This window comes from Amycolatopsis kentuckyensis (genome assembly GCF_002155975.1).
GTDB lineage: Bacteria > Actinomycetota > Actinomycetes > Mycobacteriales > Pseudonocardiaceae > Amycolatopsis > Amycolatopsis kentuckyensis.
Map to the genome: position 1 here is coordinate 1 of NZ_MUMI01000435.1, position 19,037 is coordinate 19,037.

At 72.6% G+C, this 19,037-nt stretch carries 23 protein-coding genes and 1 pseudogene; 12 read left to right on the forward strand and 12 right to left on the reverse strand.

Features of this window, described 5'->3' with window-relative positions; translation table 11 throughout:
- The 7 genes from CCN39_RS35420 to rpmB all read right to left on the reverse strand — a co-directional run.
- Window positions 1-250 (reverse strand): precorrin-2 dehydrogenase/sirohydrochlorin ferrochelatase family protein (locus CCN39_RS35420; protein WP_279629603.1); only part of this gene is annotated, 250 nt, incomplete at its 3' end.
- A 47-nt stretch (window positions 251-297) separates the two neighbouring features.
- Complete coding sequence (locus CCN39_RS35425; RefSeq protein ID WP_086849507.1) at window positions 298-2,175, reverse strand: vWA domain-containing protein; 1,878 nt, start codon at window positions 2,173-2,175, stop codon at window positions 298-300.
- Window positions 2,172-3,233: an ATP-binding protein gene (locus CCN39_RS35430; RefSeq protein ID WP_086849509.1), complete on the reverse strand. Its 1,062-nt coding sequence runs from the start codon at window positions 3,231-3,233 to the stop codon at window positions 2,172-2,174. Before CCN39_RS35430 ends, CCN39_RS35425 begins: the two co-directional genes overlap by 4 nt.
- 89 nt (window positions 3,234-3,322) lie before the next feature.
- On the reverse strand, window positions 3,323-3,577 hold the full coding sequence (rpsR, locus tag CCN39_RS35435) for a 30S ribosomal protein S18 (RefSeq protein ID WP_086849512.1): 255 nt from the start codon (window positions 3,575-3,577) through the stop codon (window positions 3,323-3,325).
- Window positions 3,574-3,879: a 30S ribosomal protein S14 gene (rpsN, locus tag CCN39_RS35440; RefSeq protein ID WP_086849514.1), complete on the reverse strand. Its 306-nt coding sequence runs from the start codon at window positions 3,877-3,879 to the stop codon at window positions 3,574-3,576. The genes rpsR and rpsN overlap by 4 nt, the downstream gene beginning before the upstream one ends.
- Window positions 3,879-4,046, reverse strand: a complete 168-nt coding sequence (gene rpmG / locus CCN39_RS35445) for a 50S ribosomal protein L33 (RefSeq protein WP_005149953.1) — start codon at window positions 4,044-4,046, stop codon at window positions 3,879-3,881. The genes rpsN and rpmG overlap by 1 nt, the downstream gene beginning before the upstream one ends.
- Window positions 4,046-4,282: a 50S ribosomal protein L28 gene (gene rpmB, locus CCN39_RS35450; RefSeq protein ID WP_003091680.1), complete on the reverse strand. Its 237-nt coding sequence runs from the start codon at window positions 4,280-4,282 to the stop codon at window positions 4,046-4,048. The genes rpmG and rpmB overlap by 1 nt, the downstream gene beginning before the upstream one ends.
- 79 nt (window positions 4,283-4,361) lie before the next feature.
- Between rpmB and mrf the strand changes: the two genes are divergently transcribed.
- From mrf to CCN39_RS35475, 5 genes are read left to right on the forward strand one after another with little or no spacing between them, the layout of a single operon-like run.
- Window positions 4,362-5,624, forward strand: coding sequence for a ribosome hibernation factor-recruiting GTPase MRF (gene mrf, locus CCN39_RS35455; RefSeq protein ID WP_086849516.1), 1,263 nt, complete (start codon window positions 4,362-4,364; stop codon window positions 5,622-5,624).
- Window positions 5,621-5,875: a type B 50S ribosomal protein L31 gene (locus CCN39_RS35460; RefSeq protein WP_086849518.1), complete on the forward strand. Its 255-nt coding sequence runs from the start codon at window positions 5,621-5,623 to the stop codon at window positions 5,873-5,875. The genes mrf and CCN39_RS35460 overlap by 4 nt, the downstream gene beginning before the upstream one ends.
- The gene (gene rpmF, locus CCN39_RS35465) at window positions 5,875-6,027 is read left to right on the forward strand and encodes a 50S ribosomal protein L32 (protein WP_086849520.1); all 153 of its coding nucleotides are present in this window, start codon (window positions 5,875-5,877) and stop codon (window positions 6,025-6,027) included. The genes CCN39_RS35460 and rpmF overlap by 1 nt, the downstream gene beginning before the upstream one ends.
- Entirely contained in the window at window positions 6,024-7,073 is a 1,050-nt protein-coding gene (locus tag CCN39_RS35470) for a GTP-binding protein (protein WP_086849522.1), read from the forward strand. Before rpmF ends, CCN39_RS35470 begins: the two co-directional genes overlap by 4 nt.
- 20 nt (window positions 7,074-7,093) lie before the next feature.
- Window positions 7,094-7,768 (forward strand): hypothetical protein, encoded by a 675-nt coding sequence (locus CCN39_RS35475; protein WP_086849524.1) that lies wholly within the window; start codon window positions 7,094-7,096, stop codon window positions 7,766-7,768.
- A gap of 4 nt (window positions 7,769-7,772) precedes the next feature.
- Here CCN39_RS35475 and CCN39_RS35480 read toward each other — a convergent pair whose 3' ends face one another.
- Window positions 7,773-8,069, reverse strand: coding sequence for a hypothetical protein (locus CCN39_RS35480; RefSeq protein WP_086849526.1), 297 nt, complete (start codon window positions 8,067-8,069; stop codon window positions 7,773-7,775).
- Window positions 8,070-8,210: 141 nt separating this feature from the next.
- Here CCN39_RS35480 and CCN39_RS35485 point away from each other — a divergent pair, with 141 nt between their 5' ends.
- From CCN39_RS35485 to CCN39_RS35500, 4 genes are all read left to right on the forward strand, one after another.
- Window positions 8,211-8,645 carry a MarR family winged helix-turn-helix transcriptional regulator gene (locus CCN39_RS35485; RefSeq protein ID WP_167455277.1) on the forward strand — a complete coding sequence of 145 codons (435 nt, stop codon included), beginning with the start codon at window positions 8,211-8,213 and terminating at the stop codon, window positions 8,643-8,645.
- The gene (locus CCN39_RS35490) at window positions 8,642-10,312 is read left to right on the forward strand and encodes an MFS transporter (RefSeq protein WP_086849530.1); all 1,671 of its coding nucleotides are present in this window, start codon (window positions 8,642-8,644) and stop codon (window positions 10,310-10,312) included. The genes CCN39_RS35485 and CCN39_RS35490 overlap by 4 nt, the downstream gene beginning before the upstream one ends.
- A 165-nt stretch (window positions 10,313-10,477) precedes the next feature.
- Window positions 10,478-11,218 (forward strand): dienelactone hydrolase family protein, encoded by a 741-nt coding sequence (locus CCN39_RS35495; protein WP_086849531.1) that lies wholly within the window; start codon window positions 10,478-10,480, stop codon window positions 11,216-11,218.
- An 11-nt stretch (window positions 11,219-11,229) separates the two neighbouring features.
- Window positions 11,230-11,502: a DUF6295 family protein gene (locus tag CCN39_RS35500; RefSeq protein ID WP_086849533.1), complete on the forward strand. Its 273-nt coding sequence runs from the start codon at window positions 11,230-11,232 to the stop codon at window positions 11,500-11,502.
- A 3-nt stretch (window positions 11,503-11,505) separates the two neighbouring features.
- Here CCN39_RS35500 and CCN39_RS35505 read toward each other — a convergent pair whose 3' ends face one another.
- The 4 genes from CCN39_RS35505 to CCN39_RS35520 all read right to left on the reverse strand — a co-directional run bounded on the left by CCN39_RS35505 (window position 11,506) and on the right by CCN39_RS35520 (window position 16,292).
- Window positions 11,506-12,921, reverse strand: a complete 1,416-nt coding sequence (locus CCN39_RS35505; RefSeq protein WP_086849535.1) for a pyridoxal phosphate-dependent decarboxylase family protein — start codon at window positions 12,919-12,921, stop codon at window positions 11,506-11,508.
- On the reverse strand, window positions 12,908-14,221 hold the full coding sequence (locus tag CCN39_RS35510) for an MFS transporter (RefSeq protein ID WP_086849538.1): 1,314 nt from the start codon (window positions 14,219-14,221) through the stop codon (window positions 12,908-12,910). Before CCN39_RS35510 ends, CCN39_RS35505 begins: the two co-directional genes overlap by 14 nt.
- Window positions 14,222-14,339: 118 nt before the next feature.
- Window positions 14,340-15,365: an LLM class F420-dependent oxidoreductase gene (locus tag CCN39_RS35515; protein ID WP_086849539.1), complete on the reverse strand. Its 1,026-nt coding sequence runs from the start codon at window positions 15,363-15,365 to the stop codon at window positions 14,340-14,342.
- 9 nt (window positions 15,366-15,374) lie between these two features.
- Window positions 15,375-16,292, reverse strand: a complete 918-nt coding sequence (locus CCN39_RS35520; protein WP_086849541.1) for an oxygenase MpaB family protein — start codon at window positions 16,290-16,292, stop codon at window positions 15,375-15,377.
- 86 nt (window positions 16,293-16,378) lie between these two features.
- Between CCN39_RS35520 and CCN39_RS35525 the strand changes: the two genes are divergently transcribed.
- The 3 genes and pseudogenes from CCN39_RS35525 to CCN39_RS35535 all read left to right on the forward strand — a co-directional run.
- Complete coding sequence (locus CCN39_RS35525) at window positions 16,379-16,969, forward strand: TetR/AcrR family transcriptional regulator (protein ID WP_086849543.1); 591 nt, start codon at window positions 16,379-16,381, stop codon at window positions 16,967-16,969.
- A 51-nt stretch (window positions 16,970-17,020) separates the two neighbouring features.
- Window positions 17,021-17,806: an IclR family transcriptional regulator gene (locus CCN39_RS35530; protein ID WP_086849545.1), complete on the forward strand. Its 786-nt coding sequence runs from the start codon at window positions 17,021-17,023 to the stop codon at window positions 17,804-17,806.
- 85 nt (window positions 17,807-17,891) lie between these two features.
- Window positions 17,892-19,037 (forward strand): annotated as a pseudogene (locus tag CCN39_RS35535) (glycosyl transferase); the annotation flags it as partial.

Consider the following 19,037-nt stretch of genomic DNA (forward strand, 5'->3'; position numbering starts at 1 on the left):
CGTCGGTGCAGGCCAGCGCGTACCAGGCGTCGCGAAGGTCACCGGGAGCGTAGGGGCGTTCGTGCCAGACGAGCTCGCCCGCGTCGACCATCCCCTGCACGGACGGCGTCGTGTGCGGCGACACCAGTTCGACGCGGGCCCCCGCGCTGATCAGCCGGGGCAGCCTGCGCTGAGCCACGCTGCCGCCGCCGATCATCACGACGCGGCGGCCGGTGAGCTGGAGGCCGGAGAGGTAGTGCGGGTCGTCCATGGCCGGGAGTTTATTGGTGACCGGAGCCCGTGACAGTCCAGCGTGGGTCACGCCACCCGGAAGACCGGCCCCCGGGCCACGAACGGCAGCCGCGCGCCCCGCGGCACGAGGTAGGCGTGCTCGCGGCGCGGCCGGACGTGGTCGCACTGCGCGTCGGTGATGATCAGGATCGGCCCGTCCGCCGGGAAGTCGTCCGCCCGCTGCAGCAGGTCGACGCCGGGCTGCAGGATCGTCCCGCCGCGCCCGCGCACCTTGACCCGGCCGGCGATGTCCTCCACCGCGAGGTACCCGGCGTCGTAGGCGACGGCGTCGCAGAACACGACGCGGGCCGCCGGGACGTCCCGGGCCAGCGCGTACGACGCGATCGCGCCCAGCGCCTTGCCGAGCAGCTCGGCGTTCATCGATCCCGAGGTGTCCAGCACGACGCCGAAGGTGACGCGCCGGTCCAGGCGTTCCGGGCGGACCCGGCCCGGGCGCGGGATGTCCGGGGTCGACGACTGGCGGCGGGACGCCCGCGCGTAGCTGCGGACCGGCAGCTCCACCCGGACGTGCTCGTCGAACCAGCGGGCGAGCTGCGCGTCCCACGGCAGCGGCGGGTGGTCGAGGGCCCGGATCTCCTGTTCCAGCCCGGCCGGCAGCAGCCCGCGGCCCTGGGCGTGGTGGTACTCGAGGCCCTGGGTGAGCGCCCGGCGGTAGAACTCGTCGAGGTCGACGCCGCCGGTCCGGTCGCCGTCGCGCCACGGCAGCGGCCCGGCCCCGGCGCGCCGCGACGACCGGCGCTGCACCGCGGCCGGTTCGGACAGCCAGTCGCCCAGCACGTCCCCGGCTTCGCGCGAGCCCAGGGTCAGCAGCTTGCGGCCCCGGCGGATGTCGGTCGTCAGCGTGTCGTACACCGACTCCGCGGACATCCCGGTGAGCTGCTGGTCGTGCAGGACGCCGTGGGGCAGCTCGCCGACGCCCATGGCGACCAGCCAGCCGTTGATCACGTAGTCGCAGGCGACGTTCCACAGGTACGGGTCGCGGCCCAGCGCCCGCCGGTCGTGCCGCAACGCCGCGTGCAGCATCTCGTGGGCCAGCACGAACCGCCATTCCCCGGCGGTCAGGTCGGCGGCCGGGTTGACGTAGATCTCGCCGTGCTCGGCGTCGACCGCCGCGAGGGAGATGTCCCAGGCGCGGACGACTTCGGCGTCGACGACCAGGCTGAACCCCGCGGCGACCGCGCCGAGCAGTGGGAACGACGAGACGAACCACGCCAGCGCGCGGTCCCACTCCCCCATCGCCCGCCGGTGGCGGGTCTGGCCGCGCGCGTCGGCGGCGCGTTCCATGGCCTCGGTGGCCGAGGCGATCAGCCCGCGGGCGAACCGCTCGGTCCACGGCGTCGGCTTCCCGTGGTACTGGAGCTGCCAGCGGCTCATCGGCTCCGCGAGCGCCAGGCACGGCCGGCCGGTGCCCAGGTCGGTGAACGGCGCCGGAACGCCCGTTTCCCGCCAGGCGCGGGTCAGGGTCAGCTCATCGGTGCCGGGGAGTTCGGGCAGGTCCAGCACCGGTGTCCCGACGTGGACGGCTTCGGCGAACCGGTGCACGGCGACGCAGCACGCGGCGGCGTAGACCGGCTCCACGTCGCGGCCGGGCGTGATCGCCTCGGCGTCGGTGAGCAGTTCCTCGTCGAGGTGGCCGAGGCCCAGGTGCAGCAGGAGGTGGGCGAACACCCAGGCCCACTCCGCAGGCTCGGCGTCGCGGGCACGGTTCGGGGTGATCAGGCCGCGATCGTCGACGACGGCCCAGCCGCCGGTGCTTCCGGGATTCAGGCGGGCGCCACGGGCGAGGTGGTCCAGCACCGTGTGCGAGCGCGCCTGGGCCCAGCCGTCGGCGATCGCCTTGTTCCGGCGCTCCCGGCGCTTGGCTTCGGCGCGCGCGGTGCTCATGCGCGGGCCGCCACCAGCCGCGGCAGGTCACGGGCGGCTTCGACCAGGAACCACGACGGCAGCCGCGGGTTGCCCGCCTCGTCGTCGGCGATGACCAGCTGCGCCATCTCCAGGGAGATCTCGGCCAGCTCGACCAGGAGGCTCTTCGCGCGGAAGGCGAACTGGCGCACGGCCGCCGACGCGTGCCGCTTGTCCGCGGGCAGGTCCTTGACCAGCCGCGCGCGGAACGTCTCGGCGAGGAAGTAGAGCAGGTCGCGGTCGCCCGCCTCGGCGGGCCAGCGCGCGTCGCCCTTGAGGATCGCCTCCAGGTCGAAGGCGTGCCGGGCGACCTTGAGGTAGGCGCGGAAGGCGCCCGCGTGCGCCGGCGTGAGGGTTGCGTACGCCAGCAGCGCGACCGTCTCGTCGTCGGCCGGATCACCGGCGGAGTGGAGCAGGTCCGAGAGCATGTGCCAGGACCGCGGCGTCGAAAACGGCTCCTCGGTCTTCGGCGGCGGGCTCCAGAGGTGGTCCGGGCGCTGGGTGAGGTACTCGACCACCCACGGGTGGATGCCGTTGCCCGCGGCCCAGGCGAGCCAGTCGGCCGGCGCGGCGCGCAGGTGGACGTGCACCAGGCGGTTGACCAGCGCGGAGGCCATCGGCCGGGCCAGTGCCTGGTCGGTGGCGCGGTTGCCGGCGCCGATCACGACCGAGCCCGGCGGGAGCTCGTAGGAGCCGATGCGGCGGTCGAGGATGAGCGAGTAGAACGCCTTCTGGACGTCGGGCGCGGCGGCGTTCAGCTCGTCGAGGAACAGGCAGTACGGCTCGTCGCGGGCGATCTGCTCGGGCGGGCAGAACCGGCTTCGGCCGTCCACGATCTGCGGGACGCCGATCAGGTCTTCGGGCGCGAGCTGGGTGCCCAGCAGCGAAACGCAGTCGAGGCCCAGCGACGCCGCGAAGTCGCGCACCAGCGAGGACTTCCCGATCCCGGGCGCGCCCCAGAGGAACACCGGCCGCACGACGGCGGTGGTGAGCAGGAGCTCGGGCAGCCGGGCGGGCGTGACCGTGAGCTGGGCGTGCAAGCGTGGACCTCCTTCGTCAGGACATCCCTTGCGACGCCCCCTTCCGGACGCCCATGGTCGCGCGCCACCCGGCTTCGCGCACCCGAATTTCAGCTCGCGCGGCCCGCGGACGGGTACGGCAGCAGGGCCATCTCGCGCGCGTTCTTGATCGCCGTGGCGACCTGTTTCTGTTGCTGCGGCGTCAATCCCGTGACCCGGCGGGCGCGGATCTTGCCCCGGTCGGAGATGAACTTCCGCAGCAGGTCGACGTCCTTCCAGTCGACCTCGGTGACCTTGTTGGCGCGCAACAGGTTCACCTTGCGCTTGGCGGGGCGGTCGCGGTTCGGCTTCGGCATCCCGCTCACCAGCTCGACTTCGCAACGCCGGGCAGCTCGCCGCGGTGCGCGGCCTGCCGCATCTTGACGCGGGACAGCCCGAACTTCCGCAGGTAGCCGCGAGGACGGCCGTCCGAGACGTCCCGGTTGCGGATCCGCGTCGGGCTCGCGTCGCGCGGCAGCTTCTGCAGCGCGACGACGGCGTTCGCCTTCTCCTCCGGCGACGAGCCGGGCGCGGCGATGACGGCCTTGAGCGCGCGGCGGCGTTCGACGAACCGGGCGGCGACCACCTTCCGCTGCTCGTTCTTCGCGATCTTCGACTTCTTGGCCATCAGCGCTCTTCCTTGAACTCGACGTGCTTGCGCGCCACGGGGTCGTACTTGCGCAGGACCATCCGGTCCGGGTCGTTCCGGCGGTTCTTCTTCGTCACGTACGTGTAGCCGGTGCCCGCGGTGGACCGCAGCTTGATGATCGGCCGGATGTCGGTGCTCTTCGCCATTACAGCTTCACCCCCTTCGCCTTCAGCTCGGCGACGACGGCCTCGATGCCGCGCTTGTCGATCGTCTTCATGCCCTTGGCGGACACGCGCAGCCGCACCCAGCGGCCCTCACTGGGCACGAAGTAGCGACGGTTCTGCAGGTTCGGCTCCCACCGCCGGGACGTGCGGCGGTGGGAGTGCGAGACCTGCTTGCCGTAGCCCGGCTTGCGGCCGGTGACCTGGCACACGGCGGACAAAGGCCCTCCCGAGTTGATAGTGGTTTTCGTTTTCAGTTACGGTAGCGCACCGTACCCCGCCCGTATTCCTGGAGCCGCAGTGACCCTCAAGCAGACCCGTCGCCCCCGCGTCCCGCTCGTCCTCGTGAGCGGCCTCGCCGCGGGCCCGAACGCCGAACTGGCGGAGCTGCTGCGCGCCGCCGGGCCGGGCACCGCCGTCGTCCACCACGACCTGCGCGAGATCCACTCCGGTGTCGTCCGCCGCCGCCTGCGGCTCGGCGAGCGCGACGAGCTGACCGTGCTCGAGCTGGCCCACGGCTGCGTGTCCTGCACCCTGCGCGAAGACCTGCTCCCGCTGCTGCGGCGGCTGGCCCGGCGCCCGGAGGTGACCCGGATCGTCGTCCGGCTCGACGAGGCGATGGAGCCGGAGCCGGTGAGCTGGGCGATCCGGAACGTCCTGGTCGGCGACCACCCGGTGAGCGACGACGTCGACCTGCGGGCCGTCCTCACCGTCGTCGACTGCGCGACCTGGCTCGCCGACGCGACCGGCGACGACGAGCTGGCCGACCGGAACCTGCAGGGCAGCCCCGAGGACGAGCGGACCGTCGCCCAGGTCGCGCTGTCCCAGGTGGAGTTCGCCGACGTCCTCGTGCTGGCCGGCGCGGCCACCGACGCGTGGAGCGCCGCGAAGGCGTCCGCGGTGCTCGACCGGGTGGCGCCGTCGATCCCGCGGGTCGAACTGGCCCGGATCGACGGCCACGGCGTGCTGGACGCGGTCCCGGCGAACGCCCGGCGCGGCGAGGTCACCGACATGCACGGCGCGCTGCTGCGCGGCGAACCACCCCTGCACGACGACTGCGGCATCGCCCTGCTCACCTTCACCGCGCGGCGGCCGTTCCACCCCTCGCGCCTGCACGACGCCCTCGACGTGCTGCTCGACGGCGTCGTCCGCACCCGCGGGCGCGCGTGGGTGGCCAGCCAGCCCGACGTCGCGTTCTGGATCGAGTCGGCGGGCGGCGGGCTCGGCCTCGGGCACGCCGGGCCGTGGCTCGCGTCCCCGGACGGTCCGGAGTGGACGGACGTCTCCCCCGAGCGCCGCACGCTGGCGTCGCTGCGCTGGGACCCGGTGCACGGCGACCGCGCGCAGGAACTGGTGGTCGTCACCGACCAGGCGACACCGGAAGAAGTCGAGGCTGCCCTGCGCGGCGCGTTGCTGACCGACGAAGAGCTCGCCGAGGGCCCCGAAGCCTGGCTGCGCTACCCCGATCTGTTCGGGGACTGGCACGAGGAACCGTGCGAAGACACCGAACCCGACCCGGCGCGGCACGACGCGACCGCGGCGAACCGAAAGGAAGACCAGTGAAACCCGGCATCCACCCCGACTACCACCCGGTGGTGTTCAAGGACTCGTCGACCGGCGACGCGTTCCTCACCCGCTCCACCATCAACTCCGAGAAGACGATCGAGTGGTCCGACGGCCACACGTACCCGCTGGTCATGGTCGACATCAGCGCGTGGTCGCACCCGTTCTGGACCGGCACCCAGCGGATCATGGACAGTGCCGGCCAGGTCGAGAAGTTCCACCGCCGCTACGGGAAGCGAGGCACCCGCTGATGGCCGTTCCCAAGCGGAAGATGTCCCGCAGCAACACGCGCTCCCGGCGGTCGCAGTGGAAGGCCGCCGTGCCCGACCTGGTGCCGATCAAGGTCGACGGCAAGGTCCAGCTGGTCCCGCGCCGGCTGATGAAGCACTTCCACGCGCGGTGAGCGTTCCGGTCACCGTCCTGTCCGGCTTCCTCGGCGCGGGCAAGACGACGCTGCTCAACCACATCCTCGCCAACCGGGCGGGCCTGCGGGTCGCGGTGATCGTCAACGACATGAGCGAGGTCAACATCGACGCCGCGCTGGTCCGGTCCCAGGAGCGCCTGGTGGAACTGACCAACGGGTGCATCTGCTGCACCCTGCGGGAAGACCTCCTCGAAGAGGTGGCCGCGTTGTGCGCGGACGACCGCTTCGACCACGTGCTCATCGAGTCGAGCGGCATCTCCGAGCCGATGCCGGTGGCCGCGACATTCACCTTCCTGGACGCGGTCGCCCACCTCGACACGATGGTGACCGTGGTGGACGCGGCGAACTTCGCCCGCGAGCTGGCGGCCGGCGACTCGCTCGTGGAACGGCGGCTGGACCAGTACGAGGACGACGAACGGACGGTCAGCGACCTGCTGGTGGACCAGGTCGAGTTCGCCGACGTCCTGCTGCTGAACAAGACGGACCTGGCCACCGGCGTCGACCGGCTGGTGGCGACGCTGCGGCGGCTCAACCCGGCCGCCGACGTCGTCACGGGCAGCTTCGGCAAGGTGCCCCTGGAACGGGTCTTCGGGACCGGCCGGTACGACCCGGTCAAGGCCCAGGAGGCCCCGGGCTGGGTGGCCGAGCTGAACGGCGACCACGTCCCGGAGACCGAGGAGTACGGCATCTCCAGCGTGGTGTTCCGCGCGTCCCGGCCGTTCGACCCGGCCCGGCTGTGGGATTTCGTCGCCCGGCGGCTGGATTCCGGCGAATTCGGGACCGTCCTGCGGTCCAAGGGCTTCTTCGCGCTGGCGTCCCGGCCCGGGGTCACCGGGCTCTGGTCGCAGGCGGGCACGGTGGCGCGCTTCGAACCCCAGGGCGTGGCCGTCGAACCGCGGCAGGAGCTGGTGTTCATCGGCGTCGACCTGGCCGGGGACGCACTGTTGGCCGCCCTGCACGACTGCCTCGGGGAGGCGAGCGGACCGGACCCGTTCCCCGAGTGGGGACCGGTCCACGTGCACTGAAAACGGCGGAAGATGGCGGTGTGGACGGGCGGAGATACCTGGAGAAGCTGATTTCCGACAGCCTGGGCGCGGGCCGGGGACAGCCCGCCCTGGGCCGCCGATCGTCCCTCGACCGGCGGGTGATCCGCGGGGTGGCGATCGGCCTGGTCGCCGCGGGAACCCTGGCACCGGAGGAGGCCGACCGGATCCTCGCCGACCTGGACGTGACCTTGCAGCAGTCCGGCTGGCTCAAGGTCGTGCACGCCGAGGCCTCCGCCTCGGCCTCGTTCGGCGGCGAGGCGGTGGCCAGGGCCGTGGGCACCGAACGGCCCGAGTGGCGGCAGGCGATCGAGGAGCCGCCGGCACCCGTGTTGCGGCAGGTGGTTTCGCTGGCGGGCCGCACTCTCGAGACCGGCGGACCGGCGGCGGATCTGGTGAGCCTGGAGGTCTGGTCGACGCTCGTGGTCCTCACCCTCGCGCACGGTGACGTCGATCCGCGCCGGATGCGCGAGCACTTCGCCCTGCGGACCCACTGGCGCGGATGGGACGACGCCGGAACCCAGTACCGCGGGGGCGGGGGCGGCGGGTCCGGGTCGCACGGCCTGCTCGTGGAGCGGCGCACGTTCGAACCCGGCCCGCCGGCGGAGGCCCGGGTGCTCACCCTGGCCGCCGAGTTCCCCGGCGGTCAGGCCACGGTCGTGATCCCGCTCGGCTGATGCGTCAGTGGTCGTCGTAGTGGTCCTCGTGGGTCGCGTGGCGGTGGCCGTCGTGCAGGTAGTCGACGTGGTCGCCGTGCGGGACCGCCAGGTGACCGCAGCCGTCGCCGTGCGCGTGGTCGTGGCCGGTGTGGGGCACGTGGCCGGCGATTTCGCACTCGTCGAAGTGGCCGTCGTGGGCCCGGTGCAGGTGCCCCTCGTGCACGTAGTCCACGTGGTCGCCGTGCGGGATCGCCGCGTGGCCGCAGCCTTCGCGGTGGACGTGGTCGTGGCCGGCGTGCTGCACGTGCGGGATGGTCATCGGGAACCCCTTCCAGGTGTGTCCACTTCGGACGGTAACACCGGGACCCGGCGCGGCCCGGGCGAAAGCTCCCGGCTCACCCGATAGCGGCGCGCACGTCCGAGTTGATCAACCCAGGTTTATCAGTCTAGGTTGACGTTCGTGCCGGACGAGGAACTCCTCCAAGCGAGCGCCGACCTGCGCGTCGCGCTCGGCCGGCTGGTCCGGCGGCTGCGCCAGGGCTACGTCGCCGGCGAACCGACCCTGCCCGAACGCTCGGTGCTGTCCCGGCTCGACCGGGACGGCCCGGCCACCCCGGGCTGGCTCGCCGACCTCGAGCGCGTCAAACCGCAGGCCATGGGCGTCACCCTCGCCGGGCTGGTCGAGCGCGGGCTGGTGGAGCGGCGAAAGGACGACTCCGACGGCCGCAAGGTGCTGATGTCGGTCACCGAGACCGGCGTCGCGCTGCTGACCGACCGGCGCTCGCGGACGACCCGGCTGATGGCGGCCGCGCTGGCGGAGAAGTTCACCGCGGCCGAGCAGCGGGCGCTGATCGCGGCCATCCCGCTGATCGAGCGGCTGGCGGACGAGCTGTGAGCTACAAGTGGGTCGCCCTGTCGAACACCACGCTCGGCGTGCTGATGTCCGCGCTCGACGGCTCGATCGTCATCATCTCGCTGCCGGCGATCTTCCGCGGCATCGGGCTCGACCCCCTCGCCGCCGGCAACATCGGCTACCTGCTCTGGATGATCCTCGGGTACCTGCTGGTGCAGGCCGTGCTGGTGGTGACGCTGGGACGGCTCGGCGACATGTTCGGCCGGGTCAGGATGTACAACCTCGGCTTCGTCGTGTTCAGCGCCGCGTCGGTGGCCCTGTCGTTCGACCCGTTCCACGCCGGTGCGGGGGCGCTCTGGCTGATCGGCTGGCGGGTCGTGCAGGCCGTCGGCGGGTCGATGCTGACGGCGAACTCGGCGGCCATCCTCACCGACGCCTTCCCGGCGCGGCAGCGCGGGATGGCGCTCGGCGTCAACCAGATCACCGCGCTGGCCGGGCAGTTCCTCGGCCTGGTCGTCGGCGGGCTGCTGGCCGAGATCGACTGGCGGGCGGTGTTCTGGGTGAGTGTCCCGTTCGGCCTGCTCGGCACGCTCTGGTCGATCCGCAGCCTCCGCGAGGTCGGGACGCCGCAGCGGGCGAAGGTCGACTGGGGCGGCAACGTCACCTTCGCGGCCGGGACGGCGCTGGTCCTCGCCGCGATCACCTACGGCATCCAGCCCTACGGCGGCGCGGCCACCGGCTGGGGCAACCCGTGGGTGCTCGGCGGCATCGGTGCGGGCGTGCTGCTGCTCCTGCTGTTCGGGGTCATCGAGACGCGTGCCGCCGCGCCGATGTTCCAGCTCGGCCTGTTCAAGATCCGCGCGTTCGCCGCCGGCAACATCGCCGCGTTGCTGACTTCGGTCGCGCGTGGTGGCATGCAGTTCATGCTCATCATCTGGCTGCAGGGCATCTGGCTGCCCCTGCACGGCTACGACTATGAGCGGACGCCGCTGTGGGCGGGCATCCACCTGCTCCCGCTGACGGCCGGGTTCCTGATCGCCGGGCCGGTGTCCGGGTACCTGTCCGACCGCTTCGGCGCCCGGCCGCTGGCCACCGGCGGCCTGCTGCTGGTCGCCGCGGCGTTCCTCGGGCTGCTGGCGCTGCCGGTCGACTTCTCCTACCCGGCGTTCGCGGCCCTGCTCGTGCTCAGCGGCGTCGGCCAGGGCATGTTCGCCGCGCCCAACACCTCGGCGATCATGAGCAGCGTCCCCACCGAGCAGCGCGGCGTCGCCTCCGGCATGCGGGCGACGTTCCAGAACTCCGGGACGTCGCTGTCGATCGGCGTGTTCTTCTCGCTGATGATCGCCGGGCTGGCTTCGTCCCTGCCGCAGACGCTCACGAGCGGCCTGCAGGCTCACGGCGTCCCGGCGGCCGTCGCCGACGGCGTCGCCCGGCTGCCGCCGGTCAGCACGCTGTTCGCCGCGTTCCTGGGCAGCAACCCGGTCGGGCACCTGCTCGGCCCGGACGTCCTCGCCGGCCTGGCGCCCGCCGACCGGACGGCCCTGACCGGCGGTGCGTTCTTCCCGCAGCTGGTCTCCGGCCCGTTCCACCACGGCCTGGTGGTCGTGTTCACCGCGGCCGCGGCGATGGCCGTCGTCGCCGCGATCGCATCCGCTTCGCGCGGCGCGAAGTTCGTCCACGTCCCCGAGCCAGTCAAGGAGAACCGATGATCGTGCCAGGCGGCAGCCGCGGCCGTGATCGGCGGTGAGGGATGGAATTCACGCCGGTCGCGCAGCAGTGCCGCTCCACGAACAGCGACCACGCGCAGATCTCAACCAGCGGCCAGGGCATCCAGCACCTCCCGTCCTGAACACCAACAATCCTATGGAGAACCGATGACCGACGAGATCATCGCCGGAACCGTCACCATCACCGGCCACGGCGGGGACGAACTCGAGGCCTACCTGGCCAAACCGACCGACGAGACCCCGCGCGGCGGCGTCGTGGTGATCCACCACCTGCCCGGCTACGACGCGGCGACGAAGGAGATGGTGCGCCGCTTCGCCGTCGAGGGCTACAACGCGCTCTGCCCGAACCTGTACACGCGAGAGGCCCCCGGAGCGGACCCCGACGACGCGGCCGCAACGGTCCGCGCGGCCGGCGGTGTGCCCGACGACCGCCTGGTCGGGGACGTCTCGGGCGCGGCGGACTACCTGCGCGCGCTGGAGAACGCGAACGGCCGCGTCGGCGTCATCGGCCACTGCTCCGGTGGCCGCCACGCATTCCTGTCGGCCTGTTCCCTGGACCTCGACGCGGCGGTGGACTGCTACGGCGCGTTCGTCGTCAACGACCCGCCCGAGGCCATGAAGCAGATGAAGCCGCTGCTCGGGCTGGCGCCGCAGCTTTCGTGCCCGCTGCTGGGCATCTTCGGCGCGGACGACCAGTTCCCGAGCCCGGACGAGGTCGCGGTCCTCGCGGCGGAACTGGAGAAGCACGGCAAGGAACACGAGTTCCACACCTACGCCGACGCCGGCCACGCGTTCTTCGCCGTCGACCGCCCGAGCTACCGCCCCGAAGCCGCCAAGGACGGCTGGGAACGCATTCTCGACTTCTACGCCCGCACGCTCACCGCCTGAGAGGACTCGCCATGTGCACTTACCTGACGGAGAAGTTCGCGCTCGAAGGCAGCGGGAAGGGTGCCCGCGGCTGGTTCCGGCTGAGCGAGGGAACCGTGTACGTCGACCATCCGGTGCACGCGCCGTACGCGCACACGGTGAACATCGACTTCCGCAACCCGGCGCTGGGCGCTTCGGCGCGGGTGGCCCTCGAACTGACCGAAGAGGACGCCCTCGCCTTGGCGGACGCCATCCACGCGGCCGTCAAGTCCGCGCCCGCCGGGCTGGCTTCGCGGAACCAGTGAGGTTCAGGGCATGTAGAGCGCGCCCAGGAACTCCAGCAGCAACCGTTCCCGCAGCGGCGCCGGTGCCGTGGCGAGGAGCGCGTTGATCGGCGCCATCCGGTCCGGGAGGCCGGACGCGCCGCCGAGCCCCGCCGCGGCCAGGAGCCCGGCGAACTGCTCGGACGTCAGCGTTTCCGGGTCGAGCGCCGCGACGAACTCGGCGACGGCGGCGTCGACGACCACCGGCCCCGCCGCCCTGGCCGCGTCCACCGACGCGGCCAGGTCGGTCAGGAACTCCTTCTCGCTCCCGTGGTTCGCCGCCGTCACCGTCAGGTGCAGGTTCACCGGCGACGACAGGTGCGCGAACTGCGGCTGGACGTACCAGCCGCGGACCTTCATCTCGTCGGCCACCGTGAACAGGTCGAAGCCGTCGTCGCCGGTGAACGCGAGCAGCGTCGACACCGGGTCGCCCAGCACCCGTAGGCCGGGCAGTTCCTCGATGCCGGACCGGATCCGGGACACCGCCTCACGCGCGGCGGACGCCAGCTTCAGGTAGCCCTCGGTACCCAGGTGGTTCACCACCGCCCACGCCGCCGCCAGGGGGCCGCCGGAGCGGGTGCTCTGGATCGTCGTGTTCAGCATCGTGTAACCCGGCCAGGCGGCGCTCGCGAAGTAGTGCGTGCGCCGCAGTTCCGCCGAAGCGTGCAGCAGCACCGACGTCCCCTTCGGGCAGTACGCGTACTTGTGCAGGTCCACCGAGATGCTCGTGACGCCGGGGACGCGGAAGTCGAACGGCGGGACGTCCGCGCCGAGCCGGGCGAAGTACGGCAGCACCCAGCCGCCGATGCAGGCGTCGACGTGCATCCGGACGCCGCGCTCCGCGGCGGCCGCCGCGATCTCCGCGATCGGGTCGAGCACGCCGTGGGCGTACGACGGCGCGCTCGCGACGACCAGGACCGTCGAGTCGTCGATCGCCGCGGCCATCGCCGCCGGGTCGGCGCGGAACGTCACCGGGTCGACCGGGACGTCGATGCGCCGCAGCCCGAACAGGTGCGCCGCCTTGTGGAACGCCGCGTGCGCGGTGGTCGGGAGCACGATCGACGGCGTCGCCACCGAAGGGTGGGCGTCACGAGCCGCGAGGACGGCCAGCAGGCAGGACTCGGTCCCGCCCGAGGTCACCGAACCGGCCACGCCCGGGACGGCACCGAGCAGCGCGGAAGCCGCGCGGACGAGGTCGTTCTCCATGCGCAGCAGGCTCGGGAACGCCGTCGGGTCCAGGCCGTTGGCCGACGACGCGAGCGCGTGCGCCGCCGCGCCCAGGGAGTCCACTTCGGACAGGCCGCTGTCGTAGACGTAGGCCAGCGTCCGGCCGCCGTGCGTCGGCAGGTCGCCCGCGCGCAGCTCCCGCAGCGCCGCCAGGACTTCCTCAGGCGAGTTCATGCCGCGGCTCCAGCACCTTGCGCCGCAGCAGCGGCAGGGCCAGCGCGATCAGCACGCCGGGGATGACCGACGAACCGACGAGGATGGCCACGATCGCGCTGTGCGGCTGGAACGCCGTGGCGTCCGTGCTGGACACGTACCCGCCGAACGCCAGGATCAGCGCCCAGAGCCCGCCGCCGAAGGCCAGGCCGAGGGTCTCCCCCGCGGTCCAGACGCCCGCCGCGATCCCCGCGCGGGTCTCGCCGGTGCGCTCCTCCTCGGCGGTGATCAGGTCCGGCAGGATGGCCAGCGGGAACACCGAGATCCCGGCGTAGCCGACGCCGCAGAGGGCCACGAAGACGAACGAGACGGCCAGCGGGATCGACTGGGCGAACACGAGCCCCAGCAGCCCGATCGCGAACGCCGCCGTCGCCAGGCGGAAGCCGTTGAGCTTGCCGACCCGGTCGCCCAGCCGCGGCCACAGCGGCATGGTGATCAGGGCCGGGCCGACGAAGATGACGAACAGGATCGTGCCGTAGGCGTCGTCGCCGAGGATGCGCTGGGCGAAGAACGGGATCGCGGCGAGCACCGTGCCGATGCCGAGCGCCTGGATGAAGTACGTGCCGAGCAGCCAGCGGAACGGCCGCCAGCCGGCGAGCGTGCGGACGAGCTCCTTCAGGTTCACCGTGTTCGGCCGCAGCGAGCCGACCGGCGCGTCCTTGAGCCCGAAGTACACCAGCAGCGTCGCGGCCAGCACGATCAGCCCGATCACCACGGCCATGACCCGGTAGCCCGCGACCCCCTCGATCCCGGCGGTGATCGCCGGGGCGCCGCCGCCGCAGACCAGGATCGTCACGGCCAGCACGCCGATGCGGACGCTGGTGAGCTTCGTGCGCTCGGTCGCGTCCTCGGTCAGCTCGGCGGGCAGCGCGTTGAACGGCACCTGGAACAGCGCGTACGCCGTGGCGCAGGCGGCGAACATGATCGCCACGTACAGCGCGTCCGGCAGCGGGCCGCCGAACCCGGGGTGGGCGAACATCGCGGCGAACAGGATCGCCACGCCGATGCCGCCGATCAGCAGGAACCGCCGCCGGCTGCCCGTCTTGAGCAGGTCGGCGTCGGACAGCCGGCCGGCGATCGGGTTGAACAGCACGTCCCAGGCCTTGGGCACGAACACGATCGCCGCCGCCCAGCCCGCGGGAACGGCCATCGTGTCGGTCAGGTACTTCACCAGCACCAGGCCGGGGACCGTACCGAAGGACCCGGTGACGAAGGAGCCGAGCGAATAGCGGAACCTCGTCCGGCCGGACAGCGTCGACATGGTCCTCCTCGAAGGTGTACCGGGTGCCCGCACGAGTATTCGATTCCGGCGGGCACCCGGTGGGGATCGAGGGGAATCGTGCCATCGTCGTGACCTGGAGCACGGAGCGACCCGCCGGTCAGCCGAGGGCGCGGGCGATCTTCTCCAGCGCCGCGGCGTCCCCGCGCAGCAGCAGCTGGGTGACCACGGTGTCCTCCCAGGCCTTGAGCTCCTCGCGGATCTTCTCCGGCGGCCCGATCAGCGAGGTGTCCTCCACCAGCGACGTCGGGATCGCCGCGGCCGCCTCCTCCTTGCGGCCGGCGAGGAAGAGCTCCTGGACCCGGTCGGCGACGTCGCCGTAGCCGAGCCGCGCGTACACGTCGTGGTGGAAGTTGACGCTCTTGGCGCCCATCCCGCCGATGTACAACGCCAGCGACGGCTTGATCCAGCTCGCCGCCTCCTCGACGTCGTCGTGCACGATCACCGGCAGCGAGCACGGCACCTCGAACGTGTCGAAGGTGTGCCGCGCGCCCGGCCGCGAGAAGCCTTCTTCGAGCGCGGCCTTGTAGAAGTCGTTGCTCTTGGGCGAGAAGAACAGCGGCAGCCAGCCGTCGGCGATCTCGGCCGCGAGGGCCACGTTCTTGGGACCTTCCGCGGCGAGGTGGATCGGGATGTCCTTGCGCAACGGGTGCACCGTCGGCTTCAGCGGCTTGCCCAGGCCGGTGCCGCCCTTGTACGGCAGCTGGAAGTGGTCGCCGTCGAGGGTCACCGGCGCCTCGCGGGCGAGCACCTGCCGGACGATGTTCACGTACTCGCGGGTGCGCGCGAGGGGCTTCGGGTACGGCTGGCCGTACCAGCCCTCGACGACCTGCGGGCCGGACGCGCCGAGCCCGAGCACCATCCGGCCGCCGGAGAGGTGGTCGAGGGTCAGCGCGCTCATCGCCGTCGCCGTCGGGGTCCGCGCGGCCATCTGCACGATGTTCGTCCCGAGCCGGATCCGGCTGGTGGAAGCGCCGTACCAGGCCAGCGGCGTGAACGCGTCCGAGCCGTACGCCTCCGCCGTCCACACCGAGTCGAAGCCGAGCTCCTCGGCCTTGAGGACGGCTTCCAGCGCACCCGGGGTCGGGCCGCTCTGCCAGTACCCGACGTGGAATCCCAGCTTCACGAATGCCTCCTAGACGTTCGGCGCGTAGTGCTCGGGTTTGCCCCGCTCGGACAGCGGCGGCAGGTTCCTGGGTGGAGTCTCGACCAAGGGGGCGTCCGGAGCCACCTCCCCGCGTTCGCGGCGCCACCCGGCACGCGCCCGCGGGTGGTAGCGACGGTCGTGCGGGACGAGCTGGAACACGGCGTTGACGAGCTTCCCGAACCGCCGGTGCCGGCGCGCGTCGCGCTCGGTCCAGCGGAAGCCGAGCAGGTCGCGGACTTCGCGGTCGTAGAGGCCGACCGTCAGCCAGACGAAGTTCCGCGCGATCACCCGCTGGGCCGGCCGCCACAGCGCGTCCGGCAGCCAGGGCAGGAACGGCGGCTTGCCGAGCCCGCGGATGTCGAGGACGTCCCGGGTGGCCTTGTTGTCTTCGAGGACCTCGGTGCACATGTGCTTCCAGTAGCGCTGGAAGTCCTCCCAGCTCTCCGGCACCGGCCGCATCGTCATGTCGTACATCCGCCACCACTGGACGTGCTCGTCGAACAGGCGCCGCTTCTCCGCCTCGCCGATGCCGCCCATGAAGTGGTCGGCGATGAGGATCGTGCTGACGAAGAACGTCGCGTGCGCCCAGTAGTAGGTGCCGGGGTCGAGCGCGTGGTAGCGGCGGCCCTGCGCGTCGACGCCCTTGATGCGGTCGTGGTAGCCGCGGACTTCGAGGGCGGTCGCGTGGGCGCGCGGGCCGTCGTAGACCACGCCGCCGATCGGGTAGAGCGAGCGGAACAGCCGCTGCCAGCGTTCTTCGAAGAACCGCGAGTGCTGCTCGACCCCGGCGCCGAGGCCGGGGTGCATGTTCTGCATCGACCCGGCCCACAGGCCGATCAGCAGGCCGCGCCAGTCGCCGAAGTACTTCCACGTCAGCGAGTCGGGACCCAGCGGCTCGGGGGTCATCGGCGGCTCCTCGTCGAGTCTCGAACTGACTACGGCTGTTGTCAGGCTAGGATCTGACAACAGTTGTAGTCAACCGAGGAGCTGTGATGCCGGGCCGGACCTGGGCGGGCACGACGCTGGACGACCGGAAAGCGCTCCGGCGCGGGCAGCTGGTGGCCGCCGGCCTCGAGCTGCTGGGCACCGAAGGCTCGGCCGGGACGAGCGTCCGCGCGGTGTGCCGGCACGCGAAGCTCACCGAGCGCTACTTCTACGAAAGCTTCGCCGACCGCGAAGAGCTCGTCGCGGCCGTGTACGAGCACGTCGGCGAAGAGGCGCGGCAGGCGCTCGTCGACGCGGTGCGGGACGCGCCCACTCCGGTGTCGCGGGCGGAGCACGCCGTGCGGGCGTTCGTCGAGCTGATCGTCGACGACCCCCGCAAGGGCCGGGTCCTCCTGCTGGCGCCGCTGACCGACCCGGCGCTGACCCGCCGCGGCCTGCACCTGCTGCCGGTGTTCGCCGCGCTGGTCGGCGAGCAGCTGTCGCACGGCGACGAGACCGAACGCCGGATGGTCGCCGTCGGGCTGGTCGGCGCGCTGAGCAACGTGTTCATCGCCTACCTCGACGGGTCGCTGAAGGTTTCGCGCGAGCGGCTCGTCGCGCACTGCGTGAAACTCGTCCTCGGCGCCGACAGCCACTGACCTCACCTCCCGCTGCTGACACTCGCCCGGCCGATCGGGCACACTCAACCCATGCGTACCGCTGGGCGGAACGACGGCGCGAGTGGCGACGGCCTGGTCGCGGCCCGGCTCGCCGCGCTCCTGGAAGCCTTCCGGCCGGGTGACGAGACCCTCGGCGTCTCCGAGCTGGCCCGCCGGACCGGGCTGGCGAAGACGACCGTGCACCGGCTCGTCGGCCACCTGACCGAGACCGGCCTGCTCGAACGCGAGGACGGCGCGGTGCGGCTCGGGCTGCGCCTGTTCGAAATCGGCCAGCTCGCTTCGCCGCGGCGCGGCCTGGTCGAGGCGGCCCGCCCGTACCTGGCCGACCTGCGCGAAGCCACGCGCAACACCGTCCACCTGGCGATCCTCGAAGGCACCGAAGTGGTGTACCTCGACGTGCTGCGCGGCCCGGACGCGCCGACGCTGCCCTCGCGCATCGGCGGCCGGTTCCCCGCGCACGCCACCGGCGTCGGCAAGGCGATCCTGGCGTTTTCCCCGGAAGCGGTGGTGAACCAGGTGATCGAAGCCGGGCTGCCGCGGATGAGCGCGCGGACGATCACCGCACCCGGCCTGCTCCGCCGTCAGCTCACCCGCGTCCGGGAGGACGGGATCGCCTTGGAGCGCGAGGAATCCGGCGTCGGCGTGGTGTGCGCGGCCAGCCCGCTGCTCGACGCGCACGGTGTCGCGGTGGCCGCGGTGTCGATCTCCGGCTGGGCCAACCGGATGCGGACCGAACGGGTCGCCCCGGCCGTCCGGACGGTCGCGCTCGCGCTGACCCGGACGCTCTCCGGTTCCACTGCGGACAGTCGACGATAATCCCGCCGGGGAAAGGGTTTCCGGCGACCGCGCGGTCCGTGGTCCCGGACGGGGCGCGCCATCGCCACCCGCTACGATCCGTGCAATGGTCCAGCACCGTCCGGTCCCCGCCGCGCACCGGTTGCTGTCGCTCGACATCGTGCTCGCGCTGCTGGCGCTGGCCGGCGGGCTGCGGGTGCTCTACCTCGCGGCACCCGAGCCGGCCCTGCCCGCGGAGGCGGCCACGGTCGCCCATGTCTACGCGCTCGGCAACCTGACGTCCTTCGCCGACGCGGGCGGAGCGGGGGTGAGCCCCTTCGGCTGGCTGCAGCTGGCGGCGGCCACGATGGTCTCGGACGCGTTCGGCCGCTCGGCGACGGCGCTGGCCGCGGTCCGCGAAACGGTGCTGGTCGCGGCGCTGGCCGGCGCGATGCTGACGTGGGTCCTGGCCCGCCGCCTGGGCCTGACCCGCTGGGCCGCGGCGGCGGCGGTCCTGCTCCTGGCGGCCTCCCCCCTGGCGCTGGGCCTGCAGCGGCTGGTCGTGGTGGAGCACCTGGCGGTGGCGTGGGCGCTGGGGGCGCTGGTCCTGATCACCCGCCGCCGGGCCCGGGTCCGCCACGACATCGCGGCGGCGGTGTGCCTGCTGGCGGCGGTGCTGACCTCGCCGCTGGCGCTGTTCTTCCTGCCGGCGGCGGGCTGGCTGCTGGTCCGCCGCGCGCCGGTCCGGGCGGCACTGGTGGTGGTGCTGCTGAATTTGGGACTGGGGATGGCGTTCGGCCCGGCGGCCTCGGTGTTGCGACCGCACCTGGCGGCGGCGACCCGCCCGTCGGCGGCCGAGTGGGCGGCGCTGGATCCGGTGTGGGTGGTGCTGTCGGTGGCCGGGCTGCTGGCGGCGCTGGCCGTCCGGGCGATGCGGCCGTTGGCGGCGACGGGCCTGCTGCTCGCGGGGGCGCTGCTCGTGCCGGGCGTGCCGGACACGGCCGTGCTGGCGTTGTTGCTGCCGGTGACACCGTTGCTGGTGGCGGGAGTAGCCCAGGCGGCAACCCGGCGGCGTTCCCCGGCACGTCATGGCAGCACGGGCCGGCCACCCCGGACCGCAGCGGCCGGCGCCCCGCACCCCGCCGCTCCGCGGCCCTTTCCGGCGCACCACCCACCGGGGACCGGAACCGCACCGGCCGCTGCCCCGCTCCACCACGACCAGCCGCTGCAGGCCCAGCGCCAGGGGGGAGGCCGCCAGGAGCAGGACCGCCGC